Annotated in this window: 12 protein-coding genes; 1 reads left to right on the plus strand and 11 read right to left on the minus strand. The window is 60.3% G+C overall.

Going from position 1 to position 12,307, the window contains the following annotated elements; translation table 11 throughout:
* Positions 1 to 81: 81 nt before the first annotated feature.
* The 9 genes from PO778_RS05740 to PO778_RS05780 form a co-directional block, all read right to left on the minus strand.
* A complete protein-coding gene (locus tag PO778_RS05740; RefSeq protein ID WP_271438921.1) occupies positions 82 to 483 on the minus strand; it encodes a hypothetical protein in 402 nt (133 codons plus the stop codon).
* 64 nt (positions 484 to 547) lie between these two features.
* Positions 548 to 1,186, minus strand: coding sequence for a cation diffusion facilitator family transporter (locus PO778_RS05745; protein ID WP_152434343.1), 639 nt, complete (start codon positions 1,184 to 1,186; stop codon positions 548 to 550).
* Complete coding sequence (locus tag PO778_RS05750) at positions 1,183 to 3,675, minus strand: heavy metal translocating P-type ATPase (protein WP_271438922.1); 2,493 nt, start codon at positions 3,673 to 3,675, stop codon at positions 1,183 to 1,185. The genes PO778_RS05745 and PO778_RS05750 overlap by 4 nt, the downstream gene beginning before the upstream one ends.
* Complete coding sequence (locus PO778_RS05755; RefSeq protein WP_271439349.1) at positions 3,675 to 6,896, minus strand: efflux RND transporter permease subunit; 3,222 nt, start codon at positions 6,894 to 6,896, stop codon at positions 3,675 to 3,677. The genes PO778_RS05750 and PO778_RS05755 overlap by 1 nt, the downstream gene beginning before the upstream one ends.
* A 46-nt stretch (positions 6,897 to 6,942) precedes the next feature.
* Positions 6,943 to 8,094, minus strand: a complete 1,152-nt coding sequence (locus PO778_RS05760; RefSeq protein WP_007163837.1) for an efflux RND transporter periplasmic adaptor subunit — start codon at positions 8,092 to 8,094, stop codon at positions 6,943 to 6,945.
* A gap of 11 nt (positions 8,095 to 8,105) precedes the next feature.
* On the minus strand, positions 8,106 to 9,287 hold the full coding sequence (locus PO778_RS05765; protein ID WP_241761170.1) for a TolC family protein: 1,182 nt from the start codon (positions 9,285 to 9,287) through the stop codon (positions 8,106 to 8,108).
* A 119-nt stretch (positions 9,288 to 9,406) separates the two neighbouring features.
* Complete coding sequence (locus PO778_RS05770; protein WP_271438923.1) at positions 9,407 to 9,826, minus strand: hypothetical protein; 420 nt, start codon at positions 9,824 to 9,826, stop codon at positions 9,407 to 9,409.
* The gene (locus tag PO778_RS05775) at positions 9,823 to 10,467 is read right to left on the minus strand and encodes a class I SAM-dependent methyltransferase (RefSeq protein WP_007163834.1); all 645 of its coding nucleotides are present in this window, start codon (positions 10,465 to 10,467) and stop codon (positions 9,823 to 9,825) included. The genes PO778_RS05770 and PO778_RS05775 overlap by 4 nt, the downstream gene beginning before the upstream one ends.
* A gap of 8 nt (positions 10,468 to 10,475) precedes the next feature.
* On the minus strand, positions 10,476 to 10,838 hold the full coding sequence (locus tag PO778_RS05780) for a DUF3703 domain-containing protein (protein ID WP_007163833.1): 363 nt from the start codon (positions 10,836 to 10,838) through the stop codon (positions 10,476 to 10,478).
* Positions 10,839 to 10,920: 82 nt separating this feature from the next.
* Between PO778_RS05780 and PO778_RS05785 the strand changes: the two genes are divergently transcribed.
* Complete coding sequence (locus tag PO778_RS05785) at positions 10,921 to 11,307, plus strand: MerR family transcriptional regulator (RefSeq protein WP_007163832.1); 387 nt, start codon at positions 10,921 to 10,923, stop codon at positions 11,305 to 11,307.
* Positions 11,308 to 11,354: 47 nt separating this feature from the next.
* Here the strand turns inward: PO778_RS05785 and PO778_RS05790 are convergent, their stop codons facing one another.
* Together PO778_RS05790 and PO778_RS05795 are read right to left on the minus strand one after the other, a co-directional pair.
* Complete coding sequence (locus PO778_RS05790) at positions 11,355 to 11,621, minus strand: AlpA family transcriptional regulator (protein WP_010412637.1); 267 nt, start codon at positions 11,619 to 11,621, stop codon at positions 11,355 to 11,357.
* 1 nt (position 11,622) lies between these two features.
* Entirely contained in the window at positions 11,623 to 12,084 is a 462-nt protein-coding gene (locus PO778_RS05795; RefSeq protein WP_007163830.1) for a hypothetical protein, read from the minus strand.
* Between the last annotated feature and the right edge of the window lie 223 nt (positions 12,085 to 12,307).

Genomic DNA, 12,307 nt, shown 5'->3' on the forward strand with positions numbered 1-12,307 from the left:
CGGCGTACGCGTCAATCGACACGGCGCAAGTCAAGTAATCCGTCAAGCTCGCAAACGGCGCAGAGCACCGCCCGGGAAATGCTAGATGGTGAGTTCGGTTTGTGGAGGCGGAGATTCCGGCGGTCGAGGCTGGCTGTCGAGCCTGTTGGCGCTAGCGGCCAGATACGTAGGCGCAACAGGAAACGGTCCTGCATGCGCCAGTCCCGGACCCGCAAGCGCCAGCGGTGGCAGGCAATTCATGGCTACGAGACAATCGAGGCTCATCTCGCAGCATGAGCCATGCTGTTCGGCCGGGTCCGTTTCGGAAACCATCTGTTCGGGCATCGCGTGTTCAGACATGCCGTGCTCGGCCATGCCTTGCGCCATTTCAGCACAATCAGCCGACCCAGCCATTTCGCTCTGCGGAACGGCCGCCTGCGCAGCAACCTGCACAAGCAGTCCAAAGCTGAAGCAAATCAGGGTCAAGGCGCGAACAAATTTCACGAAGCTGCGATAGTCTGAATAAGGAGCCGAGGCAATCCAGCGGCCAAAATGCAAAATTCGAGCATCATCTTCGGAATTCGTCGCCTTTGATATGTTGGGTGCCCGCTTCCTCATGCTTATCCCTGTGCGCATCGCGAAGGATATCGATCCCGCCATACAGGGCGATGCCAGCAACCGCGATCCCAACCACGAGATCCGGCCAATTTGCGCCTGTAAGCATAACGATGATCCCGGCGACGATGATACCGCCGTTCGATATGAAATCGTTGAAGCTAAAGGTGGTCGCTGCGCGCAGATTGACATCCTTTTGCTGAAGCTTCTGGAGCATGCGCAGGCATATGAGGTTCACCACCGCCGCGATGCCCGCCATGGCGATCATCATCAGGCCGCCCGGCTCGGAGCCTTCGATGAAACGCCTGACGGCATCGGCGATAACGCCTCCGGCGAAGACTAGGAGCATAATGCCTGAGAAACGCGCGGCCCCTCGTTTCCAGGATTGCGAACGGGTGAGAGCCAGAAGACTGAGCGCGTAGACAAATGCATCGGATGAATTGTCGAGCCCGTTGGCCAAGAGGGCGTTCGAGTCCGCAAAATAGGCAACGACAAAGAAACCAACCGCGATTGCGACGTTGAGCCACAATACGATCCACAATGTGCGTCGCTTGTCCGCCGAATCCAGATCGAAGTCATCGTTGCAGCTCATACTGGCTTCCCCGTTCTCTCTTTTGTGCCGCCCTTCTCCTTATACGCCAGCAGCCGGAGTGCGTTGGCGACCACGATCAGTGTCGATCCTTCGTGAACCGCGACAGCGGGGCCTATCCCGAGACCGAAAATGGTTGCCGGGATGAGCACGACGACAATTCCGAGACTGACGATCATATTCTGCCGGATGATCGACCGGGTCTGTCGGCTCAGATCGACGGCGAAAGGCAGTCGGGCGAGATCATCGGCCATCAGCGCGACATCGGCTGTCTCCAATGCAACGTCCGATCCGGCAGCCCCCATTGCTATTCCGACCGTTGCGTTCGCCATGGCCGGAGCGTCATTGACCCCGTCTCCGACCATCGCAACCTTGTCCTGGCCGGCAAGCTTGCGGATGGCCTTGACCTTGTCGTCGGGCATGAGATTGCCCCAGGCCTCGTCGAGGCCGACTTCCTTTCCAACCGCATCGGCCACTCTTTGGTCGTCGCCCGAGATCATGATCATTCGGGTGATCCCGAGGCCGCGCAACGCTTCGAGCGTCGCCTTTGCCGCCGCACGCGGCGTGTCGAGCAAGCCGATCGCTCCGAGATCGCGCGTTTCCGAGCGAACGCCCATCGTCGTCCGCCCGCGCTCGCGCATGGACTCTATAGCATCCGACAGTTCGGCACTGAGCGGAGGGACCCCATCTTGCCCGAACATTTCGAGCTTTCCGATCCACACCCGCTCACCGCCGACAAGCGCGGTGATGCCCTTGCCTGTGAAGCTTTCGAGATTGGTTGCTTCGGGCAGAGTCTCATCGCCAAGCCGCTGCTTGCCGTCCCTGACAATCGCCTGTGCCAGGGGATGATCGCTCAGATTTTCAGCCGCCGAAGCAATCGCAAGCAGTTCGTTTTCAGATACACCCTGCGCGGGTTCGACATCGGTAATGCGGGGTTCGCCTTCGGTAAGAGTACCGGTCTTGTCGAACGCGATGGCCTTGAGCGCACCGAGATCCTCGAGCGGCGCGCCGCCCTTTACCAGAATGCCGCTGCGCGCTGCTCTGGCCACTCCGGACAAGACCGCGCTCGGGGTCGCGATCGCCAAAGCGCAGGGGCTGGCAGCCACAAGCACCGCCATCGCCCGGTAGAAACTGTCGCGGAAGGGTTCGTCGATGACGACCCATGCGAAAAGGAGCAGGCCGGCCAGAGCGAGCACGGCAGGCACGAAAATTCGCTCGAAGCGCTGCGTGAAGCGCTGGGTAGGAGATTGCTGAGCCTCGGCTTCGCTCACCATTTGGACGACCTTGGCTAGGGTCGTATCGCTCGATCGCCGGGTCACTTCCACTTCGAGTGCGCCCGATCCGTTGATCGTCCCCGCGAAGACGCGATTATCATCCGCAAGATTGTCAGGATTGGCGCGCGCAGAAGCGACATCCGAAACCGCGCTCTTGTCGACCGGCACGCTTTCGCCGGTCACCGGAGCCTGATTGATGGCACTGACGCCGTCCAGGATGAAGCCATCAGCCGGAAGGCGTTCGTTCGGACGCACGATTACCACGTCGCCTAGCGCAAGCTCCTCGACCGGGATCTCAACTACGTCAGTTCCGCGCTTTACCCGTGCGGTGTCCGGGGCAAGCCCGGCGAGCGCTTCGATAGCTTTCTTCGCGCGCCCCATCGCGTAGTGTTCGAGCGCGTGGCCGAAACTGAACAGGAACAGCAGTAGCGCGCCTTCGGCCCATTCCCCGAGAAAGGCGGCGCCCGCAGCGGCGACAAGCATGAGGCTGTCGATTTCGAACCGGCGGAGGCGCAAATTGTCCCACGCCTCTCGGAGAGTGAAGAAGCCTCCGAAGAAATATGCCGCTATATAACAAGCGAACGGCAGCCAGACCGGATGCCCGTCCCATAGCTTCTCGATCCCGAAGCCGATGGCGAGAAATGCGCCCGAAGCGAGCGAGAAAAAGAGTTCAGTATTAGCGCCGAAGATGCCGCCGTGACTGTGCCCGGAATGATCTTTATCGTCATGGCGGTGTTCTTCAGCATCCCTGGCATTTGCGGCGATTTTGTCGGCCTTGATTGAAACCCCCAGTTCTTGCAGCGCATTGGCAATCGCTGTCTCATCGGTACGCCGGCGGTCGAACTCGGCGACCAGCTTTCCGCTCGCATCGGCATTTGCTTCAAGTACGCCGGATTCGCGGGCTACCAGATCTGCGACTGTCTGCGCCCGGCGCACCGAATTAATGCCCTCGGTTTGCCACACAACATGCCCGTAGCGCCCGGAAATTTCCGCTCCTGCTACGTGCGCAAGTTCTCTGATCCGCGCGATCGTGAGACGATCGGGATCGTAAGATATTGCAAGCTGGGCAGGTGCACTGTTCGATCCTTCAACGACCTCAACCGCATGCACACCTGCCCGCGAACTGAGCAACGACTGCAGCCGAGCGATACATCTGTCGGTGTCGCTCGGAATGTCCGGGAGAAGCGACGATAGTTCGAGTTCGATATTCCGTGTCACTAGCTGTCGCTCCTCGCTGCTGCTGATGTCTCAACCTGGGTCGCGCGCGGTTTTCTCGCGAAGATCAGGCTTACAATGGCTGGCAATACGAACAGGGTGAGCGCGGTGGCGGTGATCAACCCACCAATGACAACCGTAGCCAATGGACGTTGCACTTCGGCCCCGGTTCCCGTCGCAAGCGCCATCGGAACAAAGCCGAGCGATGCAACTAGCGCTGTCATCAACACCGGCCGCAGCCGCGCGATCGCGCCCTCGATGATCGCGTCGCCCAGTTCCAAGCCTTGCTCGAGACGCTGCTTGATCGCTGTGATCATGACGAGGCCGTTCAGCGTCGCAACCCCGGAGAGAGCAATGAACCCCACCGCTGCCGAGATGGAAAAAGGCATGCCGCGCAGAGCCAGGAAAAAGACCCCGCCAGCCAGTGCCATGGGGATTGCGCTGAACACCGCCAGCGCAGGGACCCAACCGCCGACCGCCATATAAAGCAACAGTAGGATAACCGCGAAGGCAAGCGGGACCACGATGAGCAGACGCTGCTGAGCTTGTTGCAGGTTCTGATATTGGCCACCCCATTCGATGAATGATGCGGACGGCAAATCAACATTCGCGGCAACCTCGGACTGTGCCTGTTCGACGAATGACCCAAGATCACGTTCACGGACGTTGGCGGACACAATCACCAGCCGGCGACCCTGCTCGCGCCGGACTTCGGCCAACCCATCTATCACCTGAAATTCTGCCACAGCACGAAGCGGGACGCTTCCGCCATTGGGCAGGACAATGGGTAATGTTCCAAGCTGGTCAAAGTCGTTGCGGTTCGCATCGGACAGCCTGACCACGACATCGAACCGCCGGTCACCTTCGAACACTAGACCCGCTTTGCGACCGCCAAGGGCAATGGCAACCGACTGTGTCACGTCTTCGACCGTCAGGCCGTAACGCGCGATTGTGGGTCTATCGAAGGCAATATCGAGCGTTGGAAAGCCCGACACTTGCTGAACTTTCACGTCGGCCGCACCATCAACGCCGCGGAGAACTGTGGCAACTTCATTGGCTGCTGCCGTCATGGCCGTGAGATCATCGCCGTAGAGTTTGACCGCGACATCGCCGCGAACGCCTGCGATGAGCTCGTTGAAGCGCAGCTCGATGGGCTGGCTGAATTCATAGAGATTGCCAACGAGATTGCCGAGCGCCTCTTCCATCTCGCTTACAAGTTGATCCTTAGACAGCGAGGGGTCAGGCCATTCTTCGCGCGGTTTGAGGATAACATAGGCATCCGAGATGTTCGGCGGCATAGGGTCGGTCGCGACCTCTGCCGTGCCGGTGCGCGAGAATACCAGCTCAACCTGCGGGAATTGCTTCAATCGCGCTTCGACCTGGCGCTGCATTGTAAGCGACTGCTCCAGTGGGGTGGAAGGAATACGCAATGACTGGACAGCCAGATCACGCTCGTCGAGCTGCGGTGTAAATTCGCTGCCGATGAAGCTGAAGACAAGCGCCGCGAGCGCGAACACGCCGACTCCGGTACCGATGACAGGCCATGGACGGGCAAGCGCTCTGCGCAGCAGCGGACCATAGCGCTCTTTCGCCAATCGGATGGGCTTTGCTTCCTGCTCGTTGATTTTCTTGTTCAGCAAGAGAGCGATCATCGCTGGGACGAAAGTAAGCGAGAGTATGAATGCCGAGGCAAGTGCCAGCATCACCGTGATGGCCATGGGCGAAAATGTCTTGCCCTCAACCCCGGTGAAGGTGAGGAGCGGCGCAAAAACCAGAAAGATGATCGCCTGGCCATACACCGTTGGCTTGATCATCTCATGCGCCGCTGCCCGCGTCTCGGCAAGGCGTTCGCGCAGTGTGAGCAAACGTCCCTCGTGCTCCTGCCTTGCGGCGAGGCGCGCGATGCTGTTTTCGACGATGATGACAGCGCCATCGACAATCAGGCCGAAATCAAGCGCACCAAGACTCATCAGGTTGCCAGATACGCCAAGCCGGTTCATGCCAATAGCTGCCATCAGCATCGACAAAGGGATGACCAGAGCTGCAATGATGGCGGCGCGGATGTTTCCAAGCAGCAGGAACAAAACGACAATGACGAGCAGCGCGCCCTCGACAAGGTTGTTGCGTACCGTCACGATGGTCGCATCGACGAGTGTCGAACGGTTGTAGACGATCTCCGCCTCAACTCCTGCTGGAAGCGACGACCGTACCTCGTCGAGCCTGTCGGCAGCACCCGCAGCTACGGTGCGGCTGTTTTCGCCTGCGCGCATCAGCACAGTACCGACGACGGCTTCCTCGCCATTCAGCGAGGCTGCACCTGTGCGGAGATCGCCGCCAATTTCGACCGTTGCCACGTCGCCGACGCGGATCGGCACACCTTCGCGCGTTGCCACCACTGCCTGCGCAATGTCTTCTACGGAATTCAGCCGGGAATCGACCCGTGCAAGAAGAGCTTCGCCAGCCCGTTCGACAAAGTTGGCGCCTTCGGCCTGGTTCGCCGCTTCCAGCGCGGTAATCAGCTGGTCGAGCGAAACGCCGTAGCCGTTGAGGCGGTCGGGGTCTGGCTGCACCAAGTACTGCTTCTCAAAGCCACCGATCGAGTCTACGCCCGCCACGCCGTTGGCCGAACGCATCAGCGGCGCGACGACCCAATCCTGTACCGTACGCAGATAGGCGGCTCTCGCCACCGCCGTGTCCAATCGCTCGCCCCGGTCCGTGACAAAGCTGCCGTCATTCTGCCAGCCAACAGCACCACCCTTGGGCGCATCGGTTCCGCCCGGATGCTCAAACTCGATGGTATACATCAACACCTCGCCGAGACCGGTCGCAATCGGACCCATCGACGGCTCCGCGCCTGCAGGAAGCGAAGAGGCGAGCGTGGCGAGCCGTTCCTCCACCTGCGATCGCGCGAAATAGATATCCGTGCCTTCCTCGAAGATCGCCGTGACCTGGCTAAAGCCATTGCGCGAGATCGAGCGGGTCATCTCCAGTCCCTCGATTCCGGCCATGCCGGTTTCGACAGGGAAGGTTACCTGCGTTTCGATCTGCGAGGGCGAGAGCGCCGGTGCCTCGGTGTTGATCTGCACCTGAACATTGGTGATGTCCGGCACCGCATCGATGGGCAATCGGGCGAGATTGAAAGCCCCCCAAATCGCTACGCTGAGGGCCAGAACCACGACCGCCCAGCGGTTTCGAACAGACCAGTCTAGGACGCTGCCAATCACGCCATCATGGCTGCTGCGCTCCTCCTCGAAGCCGCTTTCAGACCGATCAATGTCCATGTTCGGCCTCCTCTTTTCCGAGTTCGGCTTTGAGCAGGAAGGCGTTTTCGGTCGCGATCCGCTGGCCATTCTGCAATCCGGACTCGATCACGATGCGCCCTCCCGAGCGCGATCCCGTCACGACAGGCATCGCCCGAAAGCCGGTACGCGTGCGAACGAACACCACTTCACGGCCTTCGACCATCTGAACTGCGGATTCAGGCACCGAGATCAAGGTCGCATCGGTTTCACCTGAGGGCCGGATGCGCGCCTGCAAGAATGCGCCTGGCTGCAATCCGGGGACCGCTCCAGCGAGCGAAATAACTGCGGTTGCGCTGCGGCTTTCCGGATCGAGCGCGGGGGTTATCGAGCGCACACGTCCGCCGATCTCCCGCTCCTCTCCGAATTCCAGCGTTGCCTCGTCGCCGGGCCTAATTCTCGCAGCATCACTGGCGGGCAGAGCAACCTGCACTTGCAAGCCGCTCGCGTTCACGATCTGGAACATCTCTTCACCGGCGGAGACGTAGGAGCCAAGCACGATCGGCGCGCTGGTGATCTGCCCTGAAATCGGACTCGTCACGGCCAGCGAACGTCCATCCCCGCTGACACCAGCAGCGGCGGATGCAGCTTGTGCGCGTGACAGCTCCGATCTTGCCACTTGCAGATTGGCCTGCGCCGCTTCGAGATCCTGCCGGGCCGTCACATTGGCCTCGAACAGCCGCTTTTCGCGGTCGTAGAGCGCAGACAGTTCATTGACCCGCGCACGCGCGGTAGCGACCTGCGCAGCCAGTCCGGCAGCATCAGCGCTCTCGATCCGCGCGATCGCCTCCCCCTGCCTGACATAATCGCCCAGCATCTTGTTCACGCTCCTCACCACACCGGATGCACGCGCATCGATCCGTGCGCTGGCATTCGGCGCCGCGGCGACGGTCGCTGGGAATACAAGCTCCGTTGCTGCGCCGAATTGGACAGCTTCGATTTCTATCGACGAAGCTGCGATCTGCTTCGCGTCGATCAGCAGAACGCCTTCGGGGACTTCGCTCTTTTCACCTTGTTCCGCTTGCTGGTCGGGCCCGTTTGAGTCAGCGGGCCAGAAGACCCAGGCCAAGGCGGCCAGCAAGATCAGGACACCGATTACGGCGATCAAATGGCTACGTTTCATGGAAATGGGCCTCACTGTGTGGTGAGCCAGATGAGCCGCGCCGCGAGCAGGCCGCGGGTCTCTTCTGCCTGAATCAGATTTTCACGAATGGCGTCGCGCGCTTCGGCAGCCGCCAGAACTTCGATCAGCGGAAATCTGCCATTGCGGTAGCCGATTTCGACGAGCCTGAGCGCTTCCTCAGCCTGCGGCAGGGATGCGCTGGAGAGGGTCTCCACACGCGTTTCGGCGGCCAGATAAAGCGTTCGCGTCCGCTCGAACTCCACGCGGTAGTCCGCCTCGGCTATCGCCTCGCTCGCGCTTGCCGCGCGGTATTGCGCCTCGGCGGCTGCGATGTTGCCCTGGTTGCGGTTGCGAAAGGGAAGCGGAATGGAAATCCCGACGATGAACGCTTGATCGTTGCTTTCCTCAAAACGGCGCACACCTGCCGACAGCGTTGGGTCGGGAACGCCAAGCGAGCGCTCACGCGCAATTTCGGCTTCAGCAAAGGTGGTTCGAGCGCCCGCAATGCGCAGTTGCAACGGATCTTCGGAAACCGGCGGCGCAAGGGGCGGCGATAAGTCAGGAAAGACGTTCGATACTGCGGGATTGGGCTGTCCGGATACCCAGAGAGCCGCGAGCGCCTGACGTGCTGCTAAATCGTCTGCTTGTGCAGCCTGCAATTCGGCCTCCGCCTCGGCAAGCGTAGCTTGTGCACGCATAGCTCGAAGAGGCGGCTCCCGCCCGACCTCTACAAGCACGTTGGCGATCCGCGTCAGTTCACGGTTTCGCTCGACGATTTCCCGCGCGAGAACGAGGCGCTGGCCTGCGGCGACGGCCTGCACATAACGCTCGCGCACCCCCAAAGCGAGTTGCGACAAGGCAAATTCGCTCTGCAAGCCGGCGAAATCGGACGATGCGCGTGCGCTCGCGATGCGTGCGCTTCGCTTGCCGCCGAGTTCGAGCGGCTGACCGATCGCTAGGGTATATTCGGTCGATCGCAGCCCGGAGAAAGCGCCGGAGCCCGCGATGTTCTCGGCCTCGAGCGATAGCTCGGGATTGGGTCGGAGGCGTGCTTGGTCGATAGCCGCACGCGCGGCTTCGGCCTCCGCCAGAGGGCCGTAAACCCGTGGATTGCTGGAAGGGTCATCTTCCCCTTCAATGCCGACGCCCGCTCGAGCGAGCGCTTCCTCGAGTGTAACTGTTTCCTGTGCCAATACTGGCGAACCCGTGGACACGGCAATCAAGGCCGCGGCCAGTGCAAAGCACCGCATTATTGTATCTCCTGACTGAAACCAATCGAGCGCGCGCAGGCGCACTCGCACATGATTTGCTGTCAGGCTTTGGGAGGTTGGATCAGAACCGGCGGCGCGCGCGAGGTGAGCATCGAAGTCGCAAGCGGACCCTTCAGGCTATTCGTGCGCGCAAAGGGCGACCCCAGGAACACTCCACTATCGGCGAGGCTGAAGCTGCAATTGTGATGATGCGTTGCCGAATGGTCCTGACCATCGTGGTCCGGCTCGGGATCATTGCTATCGAAGTGGTCCGCCCCATGCGCATAAACGTGATCGGCCGCATGAACGAAGCTTTCGCCTTCTGAAGCATGGGCGTCAGGTAACGATAGAACACTACCGAAAAGAATGGCGATGATCGCAAGGAAGGGCAACACAAAACGCGGCACGTTACTCAACCCTTTAGGAGCCTTGCAAAGCTTGCGCAACCACGGCTGTCTGAGCGCTTGTCTTTTCATGATCACGATCTGGCACCGACGAATTCATACGCACAACCGGCCAGAAACTCGCGGAAGTGGACTTCGCGCAAAACTTTGCGTGCTGGTAACCAAGGGCGGAACTCCTCATACTCGCGCGAGACTCCGAACGGTTTCGTGGCGAATATTCCGATTTCAATCAGCCATCGCGGCCAGCGCTCGGGGTGCTTCAAGCCAAGCAAGGCCATCCGGCCACCCGTCGGGAGAGCAGCTGAGGCGCGCTCGATGATCGCGGCGTAGTCAGGTGGCATTTCCAGTCCAAAGGTGCTGATGACTGCGCTGGTCTCGCTCGGAAAGCGGAAGGCGGCTACGTCTGACTGCACAAATTCGACATTACTTGCTCGCAGGCGCTTCGCTCGTCGACGGGCTTGGTCGAGCATGCCTTGCGAAAGGTCGACCAGCGTCACCTTGCCGCTTGGTCCTACTCTCTCAAGCAGAAACGCGAGGTTTGCGCCGGTGCCAGCACACAGATCGACCACATGGTCGCCGGCGTTGAGTTCAAGCCGGTTAACCAGATCGCGTCGCCAGCGACCAAGACCGGCCCACCGAAACCCCGACACCAATCGGTCATAGATTCCCGCGTTCTTGTCGTAGAGGCGTTCAACCTGTTCGTTGGATAGAATTGCCATGGCGCGAGCTAGCGAGCTTCGCCCGAAGAGATCGTAAGAACCTCTGAGAGGTCGTCCGGGTATGGCATTGGCGCGAACGCGCTCACGTTTGCGCGTCCGGTATTCCCCCTAGGAAGCCGTCCGGTGAGATTGCCAAGGGGAGCGAGCGAAAGACGTATGACCTGCCCCAGAACTTCCCGGCCATCGCGGGTTTCAACCGCATAGCCCAGCATCGTCATATGTGAACGAAGGTGCGGCCCGAAGAAGCCCTGGCCCAGAATATGTTCTCGCTCGAGCGCGGTCCAAGCCAAAGCCCGGTCACCAGACTGCCTGGCGGTACGGAAAACGCGCCGCTCAGCTTCGATAAGTTCAATAATGTCCTTCTTTGCCACAGGATTTCACCGTTCTGCTTGCATCTTCGAATCGTCTTATGCACCTTGTAGTGGCTACAAGGTCAAGCATTGCGAGAAACCCATGAAGATTGGTGCCCTGGCGCGGAAGACCGGCACGACCGCCGAAACCATCCGCTACTACGAACGGACCGGATTGCTGGAGGAACCACCACGCACCGCCGGCAACTACCGGGACTATGGCCCGACCGAATTGGCCAGATTGCGGTTTATCCGCCGCGCACGCGACCTCGGCTTCACCATGGCGGAGGTGCGCCAATTGCTTTCTTTGGCGGATGATCCATCGCAATCGTGCGAAGCCGTGGACTCTATTGCCAGCCTCCACCTGCGCGAGGTGGATCGGAAGCTTGGTGACTTGCGAAAACTGCGAACCGAACTGCGCCATATGGTCGACGACTGCCAGCACGGAGCGGTTGGCGAATGCCGGATAATCGAAGTGCTTTCCGGCTAGCCGGACAGAGGGCGTTTATGGGAGCAGTGACGGGACGCAAGACATGATCATCTCGAAATTCGGGGCGTGTTCTGACATATCTCGTCGGTGCGTTCGACAACAGAACCGATCCAGTCATCGATCTCGGCTTCGACCCAAACCGTGCAACGGGGACCGAGCGAACGCGACTTTGGAAAACGGCCTTCGCGCATCCGCTGATAGATTGCCGTTCGGCGCAGGCCCACGCGCGCCATGACCTCGGGAAGACGAATGAGCCGGTCTGGCGTTGGCTCGACAGGAACGGCTTCCGCGTCCGTTTCGAGACCGGTCGTCATTTCAGAGAGCGAAGCTTTGTTCATCCTGCCGCTCCAGTTGCGCGAGGTGATCCGACAGGAGACCGGCGGTGCGGTGCGCGGTCCCCTTTGCCCAGCGCGGTCTCACATCGAGCAGCCTCTCGCCCAGCGCCTGATCCAAAGCAGACGGCAACTCGCTTATGAAGGTTTCAAGAAATTCCAGCACGCCGCTATTCTGCCAATCCTCGCTACGCTGCGAGTACCCCGCGAGTGCCAGCATCAGGGAGGTGCGCGGCGCGTGTCCGCTCGCGTCAAGGATGGCCAGCGCCTCTGGCAGTGTGGCTGACCTTGTCCCGGCGAGGATGCGTCGGAGCGCATCCTTGTTGATATTCGTCTGTGCGGCAATCGTCCGCCGGGACTTGCCACTTTCGTCCACGGCATGGTCGAGGAAAGCGGCGACTCCTCGCGATAGTTCTCCCCATTTGTCGTTTGTGTTTCGCGCCATTTTTCCTGCTTCCGGTGATCTTTAGCGAATCACCAACAGGCTAGGCGACGCGTCAAACTGTAGGAAAGGAAAAAGAACAAATAAGGAACTCGTAGGAAACTGGCTCATCGTTCACACGATTTGATTCGCGCAGATTCCGGCCCCTCGATCTCAGATTTCGGTGTGGGTGGCGCAATGATCGGTATTCTTGGCCGCAATGTCTGCACCGGTCGCGCAAAACCCG

It is taken from the genome of Pontixanthobacter luteolus (assembly GCF_947494915.1).
GTDB classification, from domain to species: Bacteria; Pseudomonadota; Alphaproteobacteria; order Sphingomonadales; family Sphingomonadaceae; genus Pontixanthobacter; species Pontixanthobacter luteolus.

What these genes read in the sequence shown, in the direction of transcription:
- PO778_RS05760 (WP_007163837.1), bottom strand. Translation starts at nt 8,094, where the DNA reads ATGAAACGTAGCCATTTGATCGCCGTAATCGGTGTCCTGATCTTGCTG.
- PO778_RS05745 (WP_152434343.1), bottom strand. Translation starts at nt 1,186, where the DNA reads ATGAGCTGCAACGATGACTTCGATCTGGATTCGGCGGACAAGCGACGC.
- PO778_RS05785 (WP_007163832.1), top strand. Translation starts at nt 10,921, where the DNA reads ATGAAGATTGGTGCCCTGGCGCGGAAGACCGGCACGACCGCCGAAACC.
- PO778_RS05790 (WP_010412637.1), bottom strand. Translation starts at nt 11,621, where the DNA reads ATGACGACCGGTCTCGAAACGGACGCGGAAGCCGTTCCTGTCGAGCCA.
- PO778_RS05795 (WP_007163830.1), bottom strand. Translation starts at nt 12,084, where the DNA reads ATGGCGCGAAACACAAACGACAAATGGGGAGAACTATCGCGAGGAGTC.
- PO778_RS05775 (WP_007163834.1), bottom strand. Translation starts at nt 10,467, where the DNA reads ATGGCAATTCTATCCAACGAACAGGTTGAACGCCTCTACGACAAGAAC.